The organism is Pedococcus sp. P2_A3, from assembly GCF_056405035.1.
In genome coordinates, this window is the sequence record NZ_JBFUCW010000010.1 from 94,923 (window position 1) to 112,738 (window position 17,816).

Below are 17,816 nucleotides of genomic sequence, written 5' to 3' on the forward strand. Positions count from 1 at the left end.
ATTGGTGTCCCGACCGGACGGGACAACTTCGGGGACCGGGAACGGGACAGCGGTCCCTGCCGCCCGGGTCGTGGGGCGCCGCAGAGTCCTCGGCAACGGCACCGACCCGGCGCCGACCACTCACCACCCGACCAGACCAAGGAGACCCACCATGTCGCTCACCAGGACCTCGGCACCCGCTCGATCCGACGTCACCACCGACGCGAGCCAGCCGCTCGTTGCGCCGAACCCCCGCCCGTACTTCCGGCACGGCACCATGCTCACCGTCGGCGCCCTCGCCTGGTCGAGCATGATCGCGGTGTTCGGCTTCAACAACGAGAGCACTGCCTACCAGTACGCCCACAACGCCGGCGCCTTCCTGTTCCAGATCGGTGTCCTCTCGCTGGTACGCGTCCTGTGGCGCTCCAAGGCGATCGGTGCCGGCAAGGTCGCCCGGACGGTGCTGCGCATCGAGACCGGGGCCCTCGTCCTGGCAATGGCCTCGACCACCTCCGACTTCTTCGGCCTCACGAACCTGGACAACCCGGCGTCGCTGGCGCTCGACATGTTCTGGCCGATCTCGATGCTCGGCATGTCGCTCATCGGCATCCGCATCGCCATCGCCGGCCGCTGGAAGGGCCTCTCCCGCTTCTACCCCATGGTCGCCGAGAGCTGGGCCGTCGTCACCGTCCCGACCATGGGCATCCTCGGCGAGGGCGTGGCCCGCTGGGTCGGCGCCGCCCACCTGGTCCTCGGCTACGCCGTCCTCGGCCAGATCGTCGCCCGCAAGAAGGCGGACGGCAGCTGACCCGGCCACCCGCCAGCCACCACCACGAGGTATGCCGCGTGCGGACGCCGCACGCGGCATACCCGTGCGCGTGGCCGGAACCTCCCGCCCGGGAACCACGCATCGGGCACCCGCGTCGAGTAGACATGTCCTCACAGGTGCACCGCACCCGCACAGGAGGTGGCCGATGTTCGCCGCGCTGACCGGCATGGGGTTGTCCGCAGCAGCGGGCCTCAACGCCTACATCCCGTTCCTCGTCGTGGCCCTGATCGCGCGGTTCACCGACTTCCTCACACTGCCCCAGTCGTACTCGTGGATCGAGTCGTGGTGGGCGATCGGGATCGGTGCCGTGCTGCTGCTCACCGAGGTGGTGCTCGACAAGATCCCCGCCGTCGACACCGTCAACGACGCGGTGCAGACCTTCATCCGGCCCAGCATGGGCGGCCTGGTCTTCGCCGCGACGTCGGCGGCCGAGGGCCTCGACAACTCGACCTGGATGACCCAGAACCCATGGGTGGGCGTCGTGCTGGGCATCATCGTCTCGGGGCTGGTGCACGGCGGGAAGACCGTGGCGAGACCAGCGATCAACGCGGGGACCCTCGGCTTCGGCGCACCGATCGCGTCGACCGTCGAGGACGGCGCCTCCGTGGGACTGAGCCTCGTCGCGGTGTTCATCCCGGTGCTCGTCGTGCTGTTCCTCGTGCTGCTCGCCTGGCTCCTCGTGTGGCTCTGGCTCAAGGTGCGGCGATGGCGCAAGCGGCGAGACGGCCGAGCAGCACTCGCCTGACGCCCGGCCCTCGCATGACTCGTCCAGCCGGGACCGCGAGGATGGGCGCATGACCGTCGCCGCTGCCCCGCCCCCCACGCGTCGCGCACTGGTCGTCGAGACCGCGTTGGTCCTCGGGGTCAGCCTCGGGTCGTCGGGCATCTACGCGGTGCTGTCCCTGGTCAACAAGCTCACCCGCAACGTGCCGCTCAACCAGCAGACGACGGCGATGAACTCCTCCGTCACGCCGGACCGGCCCTGGCTCGACCTGGCCTACCAGCTGGTCGGGATCGCGCTGGCGCTCGTCCCGGTCGCGCTGGCCCTCTACCTCCTGAGCCGCGACCGCTCGGACGCCCGTCACGCGATGGGCTTCGACCTGCGCGAGCCGGGCCGTGACCTGGTGCGAGGTGCGGCCCTCGCGGCGGCGGTCGGCCTGCCGGGACTGGGTCTGTACGCGGCGGCCAGGGCGATCGGCCTCAACACCACCATCGCGGCCGCCAACCTCACCGATGTCTGGTGGACGATCCCGGTCCTCGTCCTCGCGGCCGCGCAGAACGCGGTGCTCGAGGAGGTCGTGATGATCGGCTACCTCTACACCCGGTGGCTGCGTGCCGGGTGGTCGCTGCCCGCCGTGGTCGTCACGTCGGCGCTCATCCGCGGGATGTACCACCTCTACCAAGGGTTCGGCGGGTTCGTCGGCAACCTCGTGATGGGGCTGTTCTTCGGGTGGGTCTACACGCGCACGAGGCGGGTCGGGCCCCTCGTGGTGGCGCACACCCTGCTCGACGTGGTGGCCTTCGTCGGCTACGCCCTCCTCAAGGACCACCTGGCCTGGCTCAGCTGACCGGCCGCCTGGCGAGGAGAGCGGCGTCGTAGAGCGCCTTCTTCGACAACCCGGTCGCCAGCGCGACGTCTGCGCAGACGTCCTTGAGCCGCTCCCCCGAGGCAACCCGCTCCTGTATGCCGGGCAGCGCCTCGTCGACGGTCGCCACCTCCGGGGTCGCCCCGGCCACGACGACGGTGATCTCGCCGCGCACCCCCTCGGCCGCCCAGGCGGCCAGCTCGGCCAGCCCGCCCCGACGAACCTCCTCGTAGGTCTTCGTCAGCTCACGACAGACCGCGGCCCTCCGGTCGGGGCCGAAGGCCTCGGCCATCGCGAGCAGGGTCGCGTCGATGCGGTGCGGGGCCTCGAAGAAGACCATCGTGCGGCGCTCCGCAGCCAGCGCGGCCAGCCCACGCGCCTTCTCGCCGGGCTTGCGCGGGAGAAAGCCCTCGAAGCAGAAGCGGTCCACCGGCAGCCCCGAGACGGCCAGGGCCATGAGGACGGCGCTCGGCCCCGGCACACAGGTCACCCTGATGCCGGCCGCGACCGCGGCGTCGACCAAGCGGTACCCGGGGTCCGACACGGACGGCATACCTGCGTCGGTCACGACCACGACGCGAGCTCCGCCGCGAAGGCGCTCGACGAGCTCGGGCGTCCGTGCTTCCTCGTTGTGCTCGTGGTAGCTGAGGACGGACCCACTCGGCGTGATGCCGAGGTCGGAGCACAGGCGGCGCAGCCGTCGGGTGTCCTCGGCCGCCACGACGTCGGCGGTGGCGATCTCCTCGGCCAGGCGGGGAGCGGCGTCGCGGGGATCGCCGATCGGGGTGGCGGCGAGGACGAGGACACCGGCGTCGGAGGTCACGTCGCCATCCTGTCAGGGGTGCCGGAGTTGCTGTGCATACGATGGCGCGCATGACCCGGATCGAGCTGCTGCGATCACGGCTGCTCGGATTCAGGCCCACCGACACCCTCTGGGGATGGCTCGGGCCCCTGTTCTTCGCGGTCGTCGGCGGGGGCATGCGCTTCTGGGCGCTGGGCCGCCCGCACCAGCTGGTGTTCGACGAGACCTACTACGTCAAACAGGGCGTCTCGATGCTGGAGTACGGCGTGGAGCTGCGGGTGCCGGACACGATCAAGAAGCCTGACGAGCTGTTCACCCAGGGGACCCCGGACGTCTTCGGCACCGAGGGCGACCTGGTCGTCCACCCGCCGGTCGGCAAGTGGATCATCGCGGCCGGTGAGCACCTGTTCGGGCAGACGTCGTCGTTCGGCTGGCGCTTCTCGGTGTGCGTCCTGGGCACGCTGTCGATCCTCATGATCGGCCGGGCCGCCCGGCGGATGTTCGGGTCGTCACTGCTGGGCACGATCGCCGCCTTCCTGGTCGCCTTCGAGGGGCATCACTTCGTCCAGTCGCGCACCGGGCTGCTCGACCTCATCGTCATGTTCTGGGCGCTGTTGGCCTTCTGCGCCCTGCTCATCGACCGCGACCGCTCCCGCGAGCTCCTCGCCGAGCGCGCCGCGGGCCTGTCCAACCACGCCCTCGCGTCGGGGCTCGGACCGTGGCTGGGGGCCCGCCCGTGGCGGTGGGTGGCCGGCATCAGCCTCGGCCTGTGCGCCGGCACCAAGTGGTCGGGCCTGTTCTTCCTCGTGGCGTTCGGGCTGATGACGGTCTGGTGGGACATGGGAGCGCGCCGCGCCGTCGGTGTGCGGCACTGGTTCTCCTCGGCCGTGGTCACCGACGGGCTCTGGGGCGCCCTGGTGATGTGCACGACAGCCGTCGCGACCTACCTCGCGTCGTGGGTCGGGTGGTTCCGCTCGCCCTTGGGCTACGACCGCACCTGGGGTGCGATCCACCCCTCGCGCGACACCCCGTGGGTGCCCGACGCCGTGCGGTCCCTGTGGCACTACCACCAGGAGATCTACACCTTCCACGTCAACCTCCACGACAACCACCCCTACCGCACCAACCCGTGGTCGTGGGTGATCCAGGGCAGGCCCACCTCGTTTTTCTACGAGGGGCCGAAGCGTGGTGAGGACGGCTGCGCCGTCGCCCAGTGCTCCAAGGCGATCACCTCGATCGGCACCGTCTCGATCTGGTGGCTGGGGGCGGCCGCCATCTTCGTGCTCGCGTTCTACTGGATCTTCAAGCGCGACTGGCGCGCCGGCGGCATCCTCGCGGGGCTCGCCGGCGGCTACCTGCCCTGGTTCGGGCTCGAGGAGCGCACCATCTACTCCTTCTACACCGTGGCCTTCGAACCGTGGATCATCTTCGCCGTCGTCTTCGTCCTCGGCCTGGCTCTCGGTGGTCGCACCGACTCGTGGCGCCGACGGGAGATCGGCCTGTACGTCGTCGGCGGCTACTGCCTGCTGACCCTGGCGATCTTCGCGTTCTTCTGGCCGATCTACACCGCCCAGGTGATCCCCCAGAGCCAGTGGTCGCTGCGGATGTGGTTCCCCAGCTGGGTCTGACGCATCGGCCGGACCTCCGAGTCGAGGGGTCAGCCGTTTGGTCAGGAATGGTCTGTTCTTGACCATTCCTTGACCAACGTCTCGGGGCTTGGTATCCGGACATAGCGCCATAGTCGGGACACAAGTCGAAGGCCCTTTCCGACCCGAGTGGGGGGCTTTGCCTTCGTTGGCCGCTGAACACGGCACTTTACGTCCCGCATACCCTCTCTTTACTATCTCTTGACCATTCCATGACCTCCACCACACACTCAGCGCACAACGCCGGGTGTGGCACGAACCACTGGACCTCACCCCCGGCGTCACACCATTCGGGACAAGAGGGCAGGGGCTCTACACATGAACACCAAGCGAGTTTCGATCGCGGTCGCGGTCACAGCACTGGGTCTGGCAATCGCACCGGGGGTGGCGTCCGCAGCGGACAGCCAGGTGCCGTGCGGGACGCCCGCCAAGCAGGCGGTCTACTCGACCGTCGTCACGCCGGGCACGGCTGCCGTGACCCACGACGAGTACCAGTGGAGCTCCGTCTCCGAGGTCATCGAGCAGAAGTGGCACCGGTACCAGGTGGACGCAGCCGCCCAGGACGCGGTCTACGACATCGTCCACCACGACGCCGTGTACGTGCCCGTCACGCTCCCCGGCACGCCGGCCTGGGACGAGCAGGTCCTGCAGACCGCGGCCTACGACGAGCAGGTCCTGCAGACCGCAGCCTACGACGAGCAGGTCCTGCAGACCGCCGCTTGGGACGAGCAGGTCCTCCAGACCGCCGCCTACGACGAGCAGGTCGTGACGCCCGGCTACGACGAGCAGGTCCTGCAGACCGCTGCCTGGGACGAGCAGGTCCTGCAGACCGCTGCCTGGGACGAGCAGGTCCTCCAGACCGCCGCCTACGACCAGCAGGTCCTCCAGACCGCCGCCTGGGACGAGCAGGTCATGACCTCGCCGGCCGTCTACGCCACCGAGTACCACTTCGTCCAGAAGAACGGGAAGGGCGAGCGCTGGGACATCGACCCCAACTGGAACGCCCAGCCCCAGCAGAGCTCGGGTGGCTGGATCGCCACGGGCGAGACCCGCCAGGGCGCGCTCACCTCGCCGGCCGTGTACACGACGGTCCACCACGACGCGGTCTACACCACGGTCCACCACGACGCCGTGTACACGACCGTCCACCACGACGCCGTGTACACGACCGTGCACCACGACGCGGTCTACACCACGGTCCACCACGACGCGGTCTCCACGACCGTCCACCACGACGCCGTGTACACGACCGTCCACCACGACGCGGTCTACACCACGGTCCACCACGACGCGGTCTACACCACGGTCCACCACGACGCGGTCTACACCACGGTCCACCACGACGCGACGCCCGGCGACACGATCCAGGTCCTGGTCACGCCGGCTTGGGACGAGCAGGTCCTGGTCACGCCGGCCACCCCGGAGGTCGGCCACTGGGACGAGGTCTGGGCCGTCGACTCCCCCGGTGCCGACTGGTCGGCCACGGGCGAGACCCAGACGGTCGAGGGCGAGACCCAGCTGGTCTGGGCCGCCGTCTCGCCCGGCGAGGGCTGGACCGAGACCGGTCTCTACCGGACCGTCGTGGACACCCCGGCCGTGCCGGACTCGTCCTCCCAGGTGCTGGTGAGCCCCGCAGTCCCGGCAGGCGCCGCCTGCGTCGTCGACGACCCGTCGACGGGCAGTGGAGAGACGGGCGACCCCGCACCGGCGAACCCCGCCTCGGCGGTTCCGGCCGCCGCTGGTCTGGCCAAGCCCGCCGCCGTCAACGCCACCACCGAGCTCGCCTTCACGGGCTCCGACCCGACGTTGATGTGGCTCGGACTCGGCTTCCTGCTCAGCGGTCTCGGCCTCTCGGCCGGCTACCGCAAGGTCGCGCAGAAGCGCTGACCCGAAGAACCTCATGGCTGAGGGGTTCGCGGCCCAGGGGGTGGGCCGCGGACCCCTTCCATGTCAGGAGCCCCCCGTCCCAGGGGCTCCACCTCACAGCGGCTCCACGTCCCGGGGGCTCACTGTGACAGTGCCGACCCCGGCACCGGCGACCAGCCGGTGCCGGGGTCGGCCAGTCACGACCAGGTGGTCTGGTGACCCTCAGTAGAGGCACCAGGCCAGCACGTAGTCGGCCGGGGTCGCCCTCAGCACCTGCCCGGCCCCGATCGTCGCCGGCGCCACGGCGAGCACCGCGAACAGCCCCACCCGCAGCCGGAACGTGGTTCGCCACAGGGCGACGAGCCACGGGGCGGCGGTCGCCAGGGCCAGGACCACCAGCGCCCGCTGCGCTTCGGCGAGATCGGCGGGGAGAGCGGGTTCCTGGCACACCCCTGCGTGCCTGAGCGTCTGGTACGCCGCCACGACGAAGGTGACGAACCACGAGACCAGCACCGCCACCACGGTGGCGGTCCACAGGGCCGGCCGCCAGCCGCGCCACCGGATCAGCGGACGCGGACCGGTATCCACCCCACCTGCACGTGCCCCATCCCCGGCCCCTCGGTCGGCCACGTTCGACGAACCAGCAATGGCCATGCCCCACCTTGACCCGTGGCAGGCGGCCACCACATCCGCGTCGGTACTCACCGCCGGCACCCCGGCGGCCACCTCGGTGGCAACCTCGAACAGGACCTCGAGGACGACCCCTGAGGCGAGCGGCAGGCCCGAGGGGCGATCGCCAGGCCCGCAGAGAGGCGATCGGCAGGGCCCGCAGAGGGGCGATCGGTCAGAGCCGCAGAGGGGCGAACCCGGCCTTGAGGATGGCCAGCATGGTGAACGTCTGGTCGTAGCCACGGTCGTGCCCCGCCCACCTGAACCAGTTCGAGGGCAGCGGCTTCGTTCCATCGGCACCGTTGATCCCGTGGTAGATGTCGATGCAGACCGCCCGGTGTGCCGTGGCCGTGCGGCAGATCCCGTCATTCAGGGCGTCGGAGAACACCTTGGCGCCGGTGAGGCCCTTGACGATCGACTCCGGGGGTCGGTCGGGGGCATAGTCCTTGCTCGGGATGAGCTCGTTGTAGAAGTTCGTCACCCGGATCGCCGTGGGTTTCGCGCCCCGGATCGTGTGGATGGTGTCGATGACCTGGCCGAGCGCCAGCAGCGAGGGTGTGACCTTCTGGTCGATGCACGACCGCGTGGCCCAGGCGCCGTGGCAGATCGGGTCGTCGTCCTGCTGCCAGGGCACGTCGTTGGCCCCGAGCGTGATGGTGATGATGTCCGCTGCAGCGATGGCCACTCTGGGGTCAGGCGCCTTCGGATCCTGCGTCTCCCCGCCCCACGAGTCGTTCGTGATCTCACCGAGCAGCTGTGGGGCCGTCAGGGCGTTGTGCTGGGTCGCATCGATGAGGTCGACGCGCTTGCCCGTCGACTTCACGAGCGCGGCGCGGAGCTGGTGTGGGTAGGAGTGGCTGCAGTCCGTGCAGTCGTGGTCCCACACGGTGGAGTCACCCATCGCCAGGATCGTCAGGTCGGCGCGCGGTGCGGTGGTAGCCGAGGTCGAGGAGCCCGAGGTCGAGGGGCTCGCGGTCGAGGGGCTCGCGGTCGAGGGGCTCGCGGTCGAGGGGCTCGCGGTCGAGGAGCTCGTCACCGGGGCATCCCCTGAGGCGCATCCCCCCAGCAGCAGGGCCGCGCTGGTGATCACACCCGCGGCGGCAACCGGACCGGAGACTCGCATCTTCGGAGGCTAGGGCGGGGCGAGGCCGGTGCCATCAGGGATAACCCGTAGCCGACTGGGGCGGCGACCATCGCCGTCACCCGGTCGATGCTGGTCAGTCAGCAGGCAGGAGGGGCAGGAGGACGGCGCGGGTGGTGGCGTCGGGCTGCCACCAGAGCGCGTTGCCCGACAGCCGGAGCACGTCGAGGCAGGAGCCGACGAACTCGACCTGTTCCTCAGCCGGGATCTGGGCCCCCGGGGTCTGCAGCCGCAGGGTGAGCTCACGGCGCGACGGCGGGCACGTCTTCGGCGCCCGGGTGCTGAAGGTGCTGGCGGCGAGGTCGGCCTGGACGACGGCCATCGCCTCGGTGCTGAGCCGCACCGCCTGGTAGTCGCGGGGCGCCAGGCGGTCGGAGCCGGACGGGTCGAACACCGGGTAGCTGCACAGGATCCCGGGAGAGTGATCGGCCCGCAGCGTGGTCAGTGGAGTCCTCAGCGGAAGGGGCTCGTCGAGCTTGGGGGGTGAACACTGGGGCGCGTTGCCGGAGACTCCCGCAGCGTCACGGTCAGCCTGCTCGTACGCGAGCGCTGCCAGGTAGCGGGCGACGACCTCGCGTCCACTGCACGCGAGGTCGGAGCTGCGGAAGGACACCGGCTCCGCACCGACCCGCTTGACCACCAGGAGGAACGGAGGTCCAGCCGGTCCCGGTGCGCACGCCGCCGAGGGCGTCGATGCGATCCCGCCGCTCAGGTAGTCGACCCAGCGCTCCAAGGTCAGGGGGGCGCCCGGCAGCTGCCAGCCCGGGCCCTCGGCGTCACCGAGCGGACAGATCGCGGCCGACTCACCACTCGGGTCGGTCCGCGGGAGCACCGGCGGCGCAGTCTGCCGCGGGCTCCGGCACAGCTCCTGCGTCACGGGGTTCGGTGCCGGCCTCGCAGGCACCGGCCGCGGTTGCTGGATACCCATCCACACGACGGCGACGAGTGCCGCCACGACGGCGAGCGCCACGGTCCCACCCGCAGTGCGGGCGTTCCGGCTCCGGCGCGCGTAGGTGGCGGCGCCGTCGATCAGGCCGCCGGGATCGGCCTCGAGGTCGGGCGGCACGGCGTCGCGCAGCAGCTGCCGCACCGAGTTCTCGAGCTCAGCCACGGGGCACCTCCTCGGTCACGATCATCGGGCTGCGGCGCAGGGCCGCCAGACCCTTGGCGCACTGGCTCTTCACCGTGCCGACGCTGCATCCCAGCAGCTCGGCGGTCTGGGCCTCGGTGAGGTCGTCGAAGAAGCGCAGCACGACGACGGCTCGCTGGCCGCGAGGCAGGGTGCCGAGCGCCGCGAGCAGGTCGTGGCGCACGTCGGCCGACGACGCGGCATACCAGGTGGCGTCGCCGCGCGGCTCCGGGAGACGGGCCGTGGGCCGCTCGCCGTTCCAGCGCCGGCGCCACCACGCGATGTATGTCGTGAGCATCACCTTGCGCACGTACTGCTCGTAGGCGCCCATCCCCGTCGCGCCGATCCGGGACCAGTGCGGCCAGGTCTTGCCCAGTGCCGTCTGCAGCAGGTCCTCCGCCAGGTGGTGGTCGCCGGTCAGGAGCCAGGCGGTGCGCAGCAGCACGGTGCCACGCGCCACGACGAACTCCTCGAACGTCGGGCGTGGTGTCGTCCGACGCTCGTCCGACGTCCCCACCACGCTGGCCTCCTTCCCCTCCGTCAGCGCCACCCCCAGAGTGACATCACGACCGGCTACCTGAGGAAGTCGCAGAGGTTGAACTCCGGGAAGGCCGGGTGCAGCACACCGGTGCCGTCGTCAAGGGTCCGTAGCTGGCCGCCGTACTGCACCAGGAGCTGGTTGGTGGCTGACCTGACCTGGACCACCAACCCGACCAGGAGGTTGTTGCGGTCGTTGACGATGACCGGGCTGTTGGTGCGCAGCAGGAGCTGGTGTCCGTTGCCCACGACGTCCGCGGTGATGTGGATCGAGAGCATGGAGACCGTCCCGTTGTCCAGCGCGGTGTCGCTCTCCGTGTCGGTCACGGTCACCGGGAATCCGCAGCTCGCAGTGAGGAACTCGCTGAAGCTCGCGTCGTAGAAGGTCGCCTTGCCGAAGTGCTCGGCAGGCGCCCCTGCGTTGGCCGGGGGAGCAGCCGCGAGGAGGGCCAGGAGCGCCAGTGCGGCGACCAGCGCCCGACGACCCGCTCGTGGGGGGATCCTCGTGGGCACGGCTTCCGCCTCGGCCCACCCGCTGGTCCGACGGTCACCCGTGTCGGTCGCCGCGCCATACGTCGTGTGCGTCCAGAACATGGCCTCGCTCCTTCGCCATCGTGGTGGGCCGACGGCGGCCGGCGCACCGAAGGCACCTGCCTCCGCCCCTTCAACAGGGGTCGACCCGGCCGGAAGGTTGCCTCGCGCGAGGCTGGTCAGCGCCCTCGGGGTCGCACCGTCAGGTCGACAGGGTCAGCTGGGCGCGGTGGTGGGCGTAGTGGAGCACCGGATAGGCGTACACGTCAGCGAGCGACATGAACGGGCGGAAGTACGGGTCCCAGCTGGTCGGGAACGGCATGCCCCGTCCGAGCCGCTCTTCCGCCTCGTCATGGAGGCGGACGACGAGTCCGTCGACGGTGCGGTCGCTCAGCCACGCCAGCCGGTCGTGGTTGAACACGAGCGCCCCACCGCAGGAGCCCGCGTAGTTGACCCAGTGGAACGGCACCCGTCCCGCATCGAGCAACCGGGCGAACCCCCGTCCCACCCGCGGCGGCAGCACCGAGACCAGGCGCACCAACGGCAGCAGGCGGCGCACGATCAGGAACCCGAAGACCATGTGGAACAGCAGCTGCTCGTTGCTCCACCTGGTGCCGTTGCTCCGCGCCCGCAGCCGGTCCGCCGGTGCGGTGGACAACAGGTGGCGCAGGTCGTCCCGGCACGCGGTCAGGTCAGCCACGATCGCGGCGCGGTCCACCGCACCGTCGGGCCGCTCCTCAGAAGTCGTCACGGTTCTCAGGCCAGCGTGAGGAAGAGCTTCTCCATGGTGGCCTGGTCCTCGGCGCTGATGCCGTCCGGCGAGGTGAGGCACTCGCGCATGCCGGAGGACACGATGGCGAACCCGGCGCGGTCGAGGGCGCGGTTGACAGCGGCGAGCTGGGTGACGACGTCACGGCAGTCGCGGCCTTCCTCGATGAGCCGGATGACACCCCCGAGCTGGCCCTGGGCGCGGCGCAGGCGGTTGATGACGGGGGTCATGTCGTCGGTGTTCAGGGTGACCATCGGTGCTCCTTGGGTGTGGCAGGCGGTTGCTGCTGGGTCTGCTGGGCCTCTGGGCTGAGGATATACCTGCTGGGGTATCCAGCGGATCACCGGCCAGCAGCATTCCCCGCCACGATGCGGGTACCCGGTGGGGTATGTCACAACCGCACCGCGCATTTGACTGGAATGCCCCCCCGGGGTACTACCGTTGGAGACAGCAGATACCCCAGCGGGTATCTCTTTCCACTCGAAGGAGACGCAACCCAGATGTCCGAGGCCACCCTCGCGCAGCTCGCCGCCGACCGCGCCGACGGTGCTCCAGTCGTCCACGACCGAGAGCGCGGCGAGTATGCCGGCCGGCCCGGGACGCTCGCGACCCCGCCCGTCATCGTCGCCATCGACACCCCCACCCTCGGGGACCGCTCGTACCTCGCTCACGACGGCCAGGTCGCCGTGGTGGTCGACCCGCAGCGCGACATCGACCGCGTCCTGGACCTCGCGTCCGAGGCCGGGGTGCGCATCACCCACGTGTTCGAGACCCACGTCCACAACGACTACGTCACCGGGGGGCTGGCCCTCGCCGAGGCGACCGGCGCCGCCTACCTGGTCAACGCAGCGGACCAGGTCTCCTACGACCGCACCCCGATCGACGACGGCGACGTCATAGACGTGTCCCCGACCCTGCGGATGCGGGCCATCGCCACTCCCGGCCACACCTTCACCCACCTGTCCTACGCCCTGGAGTCGGCGCCGGAGCCCGGTGCGCCGTTCGAGTCGGTGGGGGTGTTCACCGGCGGGTCCCTGCTGTTCGGCGCGACCGGGCGCCCGGACCTGCTCGGCCCCGACCACACGCACGACCTGGTGCACCACCAGTTCGCCTCCGCCCACCGCTTGGCCGACGAGCTCCCAGAGCACACGCCTGTCCTGCCCACCCACGGCTTCGGGTCGTTCTGCTCGGCCGGGTCCACCGGCGGCACGACCGCCTCGACCATCGGGGCGGAGAAGCAGCACAACCCCGCCCTGACCGAGGACGAGGAGCAGTGGGTGGCCGACACGCTCGCGGGGCTCGACGCCTACCCCGCGTACTACGCGCACATGGCCCCGGCGAACAGCGCGGGTCCCAGCGCCCCGGACCTGACCGCGCCGGAGCACGCCGACAGGGAGACCCTCGCCGCCCGCATCCGGGAGGGCGAGTGGGTCGTCGACCTGCGCACCCGCACGGCGTTCGCCGCCGGTCACGTCACCGGGACCCTCAACTTCGGCCTCGACGGCCAGTTCGCCACCTACCTCGGCTGGCTCATCCCGTGGGACACCCCGCTGACGGTGCTCGGCGACAGCCGGGAACAGGTGGCCGAGGCGCAGCGCGAGCTCGTCCGGATCGGCATCGACCAGCTCGCCGGTGCAGCGACCGGCACGCCGGACCAGTGGACCGACGAGCCGCTCGGCTCCTTCGAGCGCGCCGTCTTCGCCGACCTCGCGCAGGTCCGGCACCACCGCCCGGTCGCCGTCCTGGATGTGCGGCGGGTCACCGAGTTCGCCGCCGGCCACCTCCACGAGGCGGTGAACATCCCCCTGCACGAGCTGCTCGGCCGCCTCGACGACGTCCCGGCCGGTGAGGTCTGGGTGCACTGCGCTGGTGGCTACCGCGCCTCCATCGCGGCCTCCGTCCTCGCGGCGCGTGGCATCTCCGTGGTCGCCGTCGACGACGACTTCGACCAGAACGCCGCCGCGGCCGGGCTGCCCGTCACGGCAGCCGCCTGACGACCGAGCGACCCACCCCCCGACCTCACCTGCACCACCGAGTACGAGCCAACCTCGAAGGAGAACCACCATGTGCCGACCCGTCAACTGCAAGGTCTGCAGCAAGACCACCTGGGCCGGCTGCGGCCAGCACGTCGACCAGGTCATGGCCGGCGTCCCCCGCGCCGACCGCTGCCCCGGCCACAGCGACGCCGAGAAGTCGGCGGCCGGCGGCGGGTCGTTCATGTCGCGCCTGTTCGGCCGCGCCTGAGACGGTGCGGCGCTCGTGCGCCGCACCCCGAGCCCGGGCGTCGCGCTGTCCCCTGGCGCGACGCTCGCCCCGATCGGTGTCAGCGGCCCCCCACGCTGAGCCGGTCAACCCGCCGGGGGGCCGGATGCCCCTGCGTCCACCCCCGGCGGGCCTCATCAGCAGCAGAGAGAGCGCCCCATGTCACCCCTGGTCCTGCCCCTCGGGCTGCTCATCGGCCTCGCGCTCGGGGCGCTCGGCGGTGGCGGATCCATCCTGACGGTCCCGGCCCTCGTGTACGTGCTCGACCAGGACCCGCACACAGCGACCACCAGCTCCCTGCTCATCGTCGGCCTGACGTCCCTCATCGCGCTGGTCCCCCACGCCCGAGCGGGGCGAGTGCGCTTCGGCCAAGGGCTCGTGTTCGGAGCGCTCGGCACCGCTGGGTCGCTCGGCGGGTCCGCGCTCGCAGCACGCGTGCCGCCACAGGTGCTGCTGACCGCGTTCGGTGCGCTCATGCTGGTCGTCGCGACCCTGATGCTGCGCCGCTCCCTGCGCCCCGGTGCCGCCTCCGGAGTCGAGGACCTGACAGCGGAGCCCCTCCTGACCTTCCGCCCGCTGTCCTGCGCCTGCCCGCGCGTGGCCAAGGTCGTGGCCACCGCGACCGCCGTCGGCCTGCTCACCGGGTTCTTCGGAGTCGGCGGCGGGTTCGTGCTCGTCAACGCCCTCGTCCTGGCCCTGTCGTTCCCGATGCCCGTCGCGGTCGGCACCTCCCTGCTCGTCATCGCCGTCAACAGCGCCACGGCGCTGGCCGCTCGCGTCTCCACCAGCGGCATGCACCTCGACTGGAAGCTCATCGCCGGGTTCACCGCGGCCGCCATCGCCGGAAGCCTGCTGGGCGGGCGGATCACCGCACGCGTCGGGGCACGGCACCTCACGACGGCGTTCGCCGTCCTGTTGACCGCCGTCGCCCTCTACACCGGGGCCCGCAGCGTGCCCTTGCTGTTCTGAGACTCGTCACCACCAGCTCGAGCCGCATGACGTCGTTCGATCATGACGTCGTTCGATCATGACGTCGTTCGATACAGGGGACGTACGTGGTAGCCCGGATGCGCAGTCGAGCTCCTCGGCGGGACGCTGGCCCGGCAGGGTCCGCACCCACGCACGCAGGAGGAACCACCATGCACTCACTCCGCCACACCGTTCTCACCGTCGTCGCCGCGGCGACCGCCACCGCGGCGGTCGCCCTCGCAGCGCCCGCCCAAGCGGCCGGTGTCCGCACGACCCTCGTGGTCGAGACCCAGTTCACGCCCACGGACAGCGCTGTCGTTGCCGCCAGTGGGCCACTGGCGGCGTGCACGTCGGTCACTGATGCGTCCGTCGACCCGGTCGGTCGCACGCGCAACCAGCCGCTGTTCACTGGGATGAAGGTGCTCCACTGCGGCGCTGCGACCGTGACGCTGGGTTACCAGGCGTTCATCACGATCCCCGACGGCCACGCTGCCGGTGGCGCGTTCACGACGCATGGGACCTGGTGGGTGCTCGACTCCACCCTGGCGGGCGTCAGCAGCGGCGGGGGCGTCCTGTCGGGCGACGGTCGTCGCTGCACGCCGACGGCTGGGTCCCAGGGGTGCATCCTCGACACGTTCAGCGGGTCAGTGTCCTGACCCTCCGTCGAGTCGAGCGGCCGGCCCTACCCGGCTCAGCGTCGACCGGCTCAGCCGGCCAGCATGATCCCGACGAACAACGTGGCCAGCGCGGTGAGACCGGTGAGTGCACCGAAGACCGCCATCGCCCTGCGCGAGGACACTCGAGCGTGCAGGTAGGCGGTCACGCCTGAGGCGACCACCAGGGTGTACTTCAGCATCAGGGTGTGCTGGTATGCCGGCCCCTTGTCGCCTTCGGCGGCCACGTTCCAGATGCCGGTCAGCACCAAGATCCCGAACGCCGGCCACGCGATGCGGTTGAAGGCGTTGGCGGCAGCCTTCGGCACGTCCGTGCCCGCCGCGCGAAGTGCTGGGACCAGCGCGGCGAGGGTGATCTGACCGACCCAGACCGTGGCGGCCAGCACGTGCAGGAAGAGACGCAACGTATCCACGGTGACAGCACTCATGCCGCGAGAGCCTGCCACGTCGGCGTCGAGCCCGCCGAGGCGCCCCCGGCTACCAATCCGCTCCGACGAGTGGGAATCCGCGGGCAGTGATCAGCCGCTGGTCCCCTGGCGTCCGCGCAGACGGGTGATGGACCCGGACGCGTTGCGCGAGAACGTGGACCCGCCGGCCTCATCCCCTGGACGGTGGTGATCCTCGATGCCGGCACCGGCGGGGAGCGTCGCGAGGCCCATCGGAGCATCTGGCGCGCCGCGGCCCGCGTCCGAGGCATCAACGCCGACCGCCACGTCAAGGTGCTTTGGGCGTGGGCGTAGGGCGCTGAGGCGATCGCCCGATCCACCATCCACCGTTCGGCAGTGGAGTCCGACCCATCGCCCGATCAGCCAGGGCCCTCGGCAGGCGTTCAATGGAAGACCGACGACCTTCGCAAAGGCGGGCCCGATGTTCGACTCGACAGACACGCAGTCCAATGACCCGGTTGCCGCCTGCACCGTCGACGCGGTCCACCGCCGCGACCACCACCACGACGGCGACGAGACCTGCCACCCGCACCTGATCGAGGTCGTCCACCTGGGCCGACGAGCCGTCGCGGTGTGCCACGACTGCTGTCGGGACTCGGGCTTCCTTCCCGAGCACGATGCCGACCTGCTGGCTGCCGCCCACCGTCACGAGACGACGGGGGACGGGCACTCCACCTTCACGGCACGGGTGGCTTGACGCAGGGGGGGACAGCCCGGAGTCCTGGGACGTAGTCAGAGGAGCCGACACCCTAGCGAGACGGCAGAGGCGTCAGACCGTACCGTTCGACCAGGTCGGGGACCCAGGGCGCATCCTGGAAGACCAGGCCGTGCTTCGCGGCGAGCCGAGCAAGCTCGTCGGGGTCGGGCGGGCCGTCCGTGAGCTGGTCCGACAGTCCCCAGAAGAAGTGTTCGAAGCCTGCCGGGCTGATGATCTCGATCATCCTCGCCGGCGCGCTTCCGGCATTCTACATCGTGTGCAGCTCGCCACGCGGTTTGGTGATGTAGCCACCCGCCTCGAGGACGACCTCGCGATCGCCGGACCGGAAACCGATCGCACCCTCGGTGACGATGGAGTACTCGTCCTCCAGCGTGTGCAGGTGTGGCGGCACGAGTGCGCCCACCGGGAAAGGGTGCTCGACGACGGAGACCAAGCCGTTGGTGTGTTCCCCGAACAGCTTGAACACCACCCCGATCGAGCCGAGGGAACCTTCGCGCCCCTCGCCGGGCTGGATTACGGTCAGCGGCGGGGCCTCGACATCTGGCACGGAACACCTCTTCCTCACTGTGGAACGACGGATATGGGAATACACTCGTGTTCATCCAATGTCCTCCCAGCCAGAAGCGGTGTCAATGCTTTGACTGAACAACAGCGTTCATCCAAAAACCGGGCTTACCAGATGCGGCAGCGCGCGGACAGCATGGAGGAGACACGCCTTCGGATCGTTGAGGCGACTTCCCTGCTCCACGAAAGCGTGGGGCCGGCGCACACGACGATCTCCGGGATCGCCGAGCGCGCCGGGGTGACGCGGTTGACGGTGTATCGGCACTTCCCCGACGACGAGGCCCTCTTCGCGGCCTGCTCGGCCCACTGGACCGCTCAGCAACGCCTTCCCCACCCGGCAACGTGGGCCGGCGTCTCCGACCCCGACGAGCGGCTGCGCGTCGGGTTGGCCGACCTCTATCGCTTCTACCGCTCCGGCGAGCCCATGCTCCGGCGGATCTACGGCGACTGGGACTACCTGCCCGCAACGATCCAGGCCCAGCTGTCCCAGCGCGACCACGCCTTCCGCGACGTGCTCCTCGAACCGTTTGGTACGACACGACGGTCYAGACAGCTTGTCGCCGCAGTGGGGCACGCGGTGTCCTTCTGGACCTGGCGCTCCCTGTGCCTCGACAACGGACTGTCGAACCCCTCTGCGGTGTCTGCGATGACCGCGCTCGCCATGGCCGTCGCCCGGCGGCCCTGACGAGGCGAACCTGG

23 protein-coding genes are annotated in these 17,816 nt (G+C 70.5%); 12 read left to right on the forward strand and 11 right to left on the reverse strand.

The window, feature by feature from the left end; all coding sequences use genetic code 11:
• Positions 1-151 precede the first annotated feature (151 nt).
• The 3 genes from AC1DX8_RS10195 to AC1DX8_RS10205 all read left to right on the forward strand — a co-directional run bounded on the left by AC1DX8_RS10195 (position 152) and on the right by AC1DX8_RS10205 (position 2,376).
• The gene (locus AC1DX8_RS10195; protein ID WP_477629809.1) at positions 152-787 is read left to right on the forward strand and encodes a hypothetical protein; all 636 of its coding nucleotides are present in this window, start codon (positions 152-154) and stop codon (positions 785-787) included.
• A gap of 166 nt (positions 788-953) precedes the next feature.
• Positions 954-1,553, forward strand: coding sequence for a DUF4126 domain-containing protein (locus tag AC1DX8_RS10200; RefSeq protein WP_477629810.1), 600 nt, complete (start codon positions 954-956; stop codon positions 1,551-1,553).
• 49 nt (positions 1,554-1,602) lie between these two features.
• Positions 1,603-2,376: a CPBP family intramembrane glutamic endopeptidase gene (locus AC1DX8_RS10205; RefSeq protein WP_477629811.1), complete on the forward strand. Its 774-nt coding sequence runs from the start codon at positions 1,603-1,605 to the stop codon at positions 2,374-2,376.
• On the opposite strand, the gene rsmI is transcribed toward AC1DX8_RS10205, so the two are convergent.
• Positions 2,369-3,217 carry a 16S rRNA (cytidine(1402)-2'-O)-methyltransferase gene (rsmI, locus tag AC1DX8_RS10210; RefSeq protein WP_477629812.1) on the reverse strand — a complete coding sequence of 283 codons (849 nt, stop codon included), beginning with the start codon at positions 3,215-3,217 and terminating at the stop codon, positions 2,369-2,371. The genes AC1DX8_RS10205 and rsmI overlap by 8 nt on opposite strands.
• A gap of 50 nt (positions 3,218-3,267) precedes the next feature.
• Here rsmI and AC1DX8_RS10215 point away from each other — a divergent pair, with 50 nt between their 5' ends.
• Positions 3,268-4,824: a dolichyl-phosphate-mannose--protein mannosyltransferase gene (locus tag AC1DX8_RS10215; protein ID WP_477629813.1), complete on the forward strand. Its 1,557-nt coding sequence runs from the start codon at positions 3,268-3,270 to the stop codon at positions 4,822-4,824.
• A gap of 336 nt (positions 4,825-5,160) precedes the next feature.
• Positions 5,161-6,729: a hypothetical protein gene (locus AC1DX8_RS10220; protein ID WP_477629814.1), complete on the forward strand. Its 1,569-nt coding sequence runs from the start codon at positions 5,161-5,163 to the stop codon at positions 6,727-6,729.
• A 201-nt stretch (positions 6,730-6,930) separates the two neighbouring features.
• Here the strand turns inward: AC1DX8_RS10220 and AC1DX8_RS10225 are convergent, their stop codons facing one another.
• The 7 genes from AC1DX8_RS10225 to AC1DX8_RS10255 all read right to left on the reverse strand — a co-directional run bounded on the left by AC1DX8_RS10225 (position 6,931) and on the right by AC1DX8_RS10255 (position 11,738).
• A complete protein-coding gene (locus tag AC1DX8_RS10225) occupies positions 6,931-7,296 on the reverse strand; it encodes a hypothetical protein (RefSeq protein WP_477629815.1) in 366 nt (121 codons plus the stop codon).
• 256 nt (positions 7,297-7,552) lie between these two features.
• Positions 7,553-8,500, reverse strand: coding sequence for a GDSL-type esterase/lipase family protein (locus AC1DX8_RS10230; protein ID WP_477629816.1), 948 nt, complete (start codon positions 8,498-8,500; stop codon positions 7,553-7,555).
• A 94-nt stretch (positions 8,501-8,594) separates the two neighbouring features.
• Positions 8,595-9,629, reverse strand: a complete 1,035-nt coding sequence (locus tag AC1DX8_RS10235; protein ID WP_477629817.1) for a hypothetical protein — start codon at positions 9,627-9,629, stop codon at positions 8,595-8,597.
• The gene (locus tag AC1DX8_RS10240; RefSeq protein WP_477629818.1) at positions 9,622-10,167 is read right to left on the reverse strand and encodes a SigE family RNA polymerase sigma factor; all 546 of its coding nucleotides are present in this window, start codon (positions 10,165-10,167) and stop codon (positions 9,622-9,624) included. Before AC1DX8_RS10240 ends, AC1DX8_RS10235 begins: the two co-directional genes overlap by 8 nt.
• 53 nt (positions 10,168-10,220) lie before the next feature.
• Positions 10,221-10,778, reverse strand: coding sequence for a hypothetical protein (locus AC1DX8_RS10245; RefSeq protein WP_477629819.1), 558 nt, complete (start codon positions 10,776-10,778; stop codon positions 10,221-10,223).
• A 139-nt stretch (positions 10,779-10,917) separates the two neighbouring features.
• On the reverse strand, positions 10,918-11,466 hold the full coding sequence (locus AC1DX8_RS10250; RefSeq protein WP_477629820.1) for a DinB family protein: 549 nt from the start codon (positions 11,464-11,466) through the stop codon (positions 10,918-10,920).
• A gap of 5 nt (positions 11,467-11,471) precedes the next feature.
• Positions 11,472-11,738, reverse strand: a complete 267-nt coding sequence (locus AC1DX8_RS10255) for a metal-sensitive transcriptional regulator (protein WP_406829905.1) — start codon at positions 11,736-11,738, stop codon at positions 11,472-11,474.
• Positions 11,739-11,984: 246 nt separating this feature from the next.
• On the opposite strand from AC1DX8_RS10255, the gene AC1DX8_RS10260 reads away from it, so the two are divergent.
• The 4 genes from AC1DX8_RS10260 to AC1DX8_RS10275 all read left to right on the forward strand — a co-directional run bounded on the left by AC1DX8_RS10260 (position 11,985) and on the right by AC1DX8_RS10275 (position 15,371).
• Entirely contained in the window at positions 11,985-13,478 is a 1,494-nt protein-coding gene (locus AC1DX8_RS10260) for an MBL fold metallo-hydrolase (RefSeq protein ID WP_477629821.1), read from the forward strand.
• Between the two features lie 70 nt (positions 13,479-13,548).
• On the forward strand, positions 13,549-13,728 hold the full coding sequence (locus AC1DX8_RS10265; RefSeq protein WP_477629822.1) for a hypothetical protein: 180 nt from the start codon (positions 13,549-13,551) through the stop codon (positions 13,726-13,728).
• A 177-nt stretch (positions 13,729-13,905) separates the two neighbouring features.
• Complete coding sequence (locus AC1DX8_RS10270; RefSeq protein WP_477629823.1) at positions 13,906-14,715, forward strand: sulfite exporter TauE/SafE family protein; 810 nt, start codon at positions 13,906-13,908, stop codon at positions 14,713-14,715.
• A 170-nt stretch (positions 14,716-14,885) separates the two neighbouring features.
• Positions 14,886-15,371, forward strand: coding sequence for a hypothetical protein (locus tag AC1DX8_RS10275; protein ID WP_477629824.1), 486 nt, complete (start codon positions 14,886-14,888; stop codon positions 15,369-15,371).
• A 50-nt stretch (positions 15,372-15,421) separates the two neighbouring features.
• Here AC1DX8_RS10275 and AC1DX8_RS10280 read toward each other — a convergent pair whose 3' ends face one another.
• The gene (locus AC1DX8_RS10280; RefSeq protein WP_477629825.1) at positions 15,422-15,817 is read right to left on the reverse strand and encodes a hypothetical protein; all 396 of its coding nucleotides are present in this window, start codon (positions 15,815-15,817) and stop codon (positions 15,422-15,424) included.
• Positions 15,818-16,000: 183 nt separating this feature from the next.
• On the opposite strand from AC1DX8_RS10280, the gene AC1DX8_RS10285 reads away from it, so the two are divergent.
• Positions 16,001-16,129, forward strand: a complete 129-nt coding sequence (locus AC1DX8_RS10285; RefSeq protein WP_477629826.1) for a hypothetical protein — start codon at positions 16,001-16,003, stop codon at positions 16,127-16,129.
• 127 nt (positions 16,130-16,256) lie between these two features.
• Entirely contained in the window at positions 16,257-16,532 is a 276-nt protein-coding gene (locus tag AC1DX8_RS10290) for a hypothetical protein (protein ID WP_477629827.1), read from the forward strand.
• Between the two features lie 52 nt (positions 16,533-16,584).
• On the opposite strand, the gene AC1DX8_RS10295 is transcribed toward AC1DX8_RS10290, so the two are convergent.
• Entirely contained in the window at positions 16,585-16,776 is a 192-nt protein-coding gene (locus AC1DX8_RS10295) for a hypothetical protein (RefSeq protein WP_477629828.1), read from the reverse strand.
• A gap of 24 nt (positions 16,777-16,800) precedes the next feature.
• Positions 16,801-17,100 (reverse strand): cupin domain-containing protein, encoded by a 300-nt coding sequence (locus AC1DX8_RS10300; RefSeq protein WP_477629829.1) that lies wholly within the window; start codon positions 17,098-17,100, stop codon positions 16,801-16,803.
• A 153-nt stretch (positions 17,101-17,253) separates the two neighbouring features.
• Here AC1DX8_RS10300 and AC1DX8_RS10305 point away from each other — a divergent pair, with 153 nt between their 5' ends.
• The gene (locus AC1DX8_RS10305) at positions 17,254-17,802 is read left to right on the forward strand and encodes a TetR/AcrR family transcriptional regulator (protein ID WP_477629830.1); all 549 of its coding nucleotides are present in this window, start codon (positions 17,254-17,256) and stop codon (positions 17,800-17,802) included.
• Positions 17,803-17,816 lie beyond the last annotated feature (14 nt).

Coding starts and splice junctions, on each gene's coding strand:
- AC1DX8_RS10195 (WP_477629809.1), top strand. CDS start 152: ATGTCGCTCACCAGGACCTCGGCACCCGCTCGATCCGACGTCACCACC.
- AC1DX8_RS10200 (WP_477629810.1), top strand. CDS start 954: ATGTTCGCCGCGCTGACCGGCATGGGGTTGTCCGCAGCAGCGGGCCTC.
- AC1DX8_RS10205 (WP_477629811.1), top strand. CDS start 1,603: ATGACCGTCGCCGCTGCCCCGCCCCCCACGCGTCGCGCACTGGTCGTC.
- AC1DX8_RS10215 (WP_477629813.1), top strand. CDS start 3,268: ATGACCCGGATCGAGCTGCTGCGATCACGGCTGCTCGGATTCAGGCCC.
- AC1DX8_RS10220 (WP_477629814.1), top strand. CDS start 5,161: ATGAACACCAAGCGAGTTTCGATCGCGGTCGCGGTCACAGCACTGGGT.
- AC1DX8_RS10230 (WP_477629816.1), bottom strand. CDS start 8,500: ATGCGAGTCTCCGGTCCGGTTGCCGCCGCGGGTGTGATCACCAGCGCG.
- AC1DX8_RS10245 (WP_477629819.1), bottom strand. CDS start 10,778: ATGTTCTGGACGCACACGACGTATGGCGCGGCGACCGACACGGGTGAC.
- AC1DX8_RS10255 (WP_406829905.1), bottom strand. CDS start 11,738: ATGGTCACCCTGAACACCGACGACATGACCCCCGTCATCAACCGCCTG.
- AC1DX8_RS10260 (WP_477629821.1), top strand. CDS start 11,985: ATGTCCGAGGCCACCCTCGCGCAGCTCGCCGCCGACCGCGCCGACGGT.
- AC1DX8_RS10265 (WP_477629822.1), top strand. CDS start 13,549: ATGTGCCGACCCGTCAACTGCAAGGTCTGCAGCAAGACCACCTGGGCC.
- AC1DX8_RS10270 (WP_477629823.1), top strand. CDS start 13,906: ATGTCACCCCTGGTCCTGCCCCTCGGGCTGCTCATCGGCCTCGCGCTC.
- AC1DX8_RS10275 (WP_477629824.1), top strand. CDS start 14,886: ATGCACTCACTCCGCCACACCGTTCTCACCGTCGTCGCCGCGGCGACC.
- AC1DX8_RS10280 (WP_477629825.1), bottom strand. CDS start 15,817: ATGAGTGCTGTCACCGTGGATACGTTGCGTCTCTTCCTGCACGTGCTG.
- AC1DX8_RS10290 (WP_477629827.1), top strand. CDS start 16,257: ATGTTCGACTCGACAGACACGCAGTCCAATGACCCGGTTGCCGCCTGC.
- AC1DX8_RS10295 (WP_477629828.1), bottom strand. CDS start 16,776: ATGATCGAGATCATCAGCCCGGCAGGCTTCGAACACTTCTTCTGGGGA.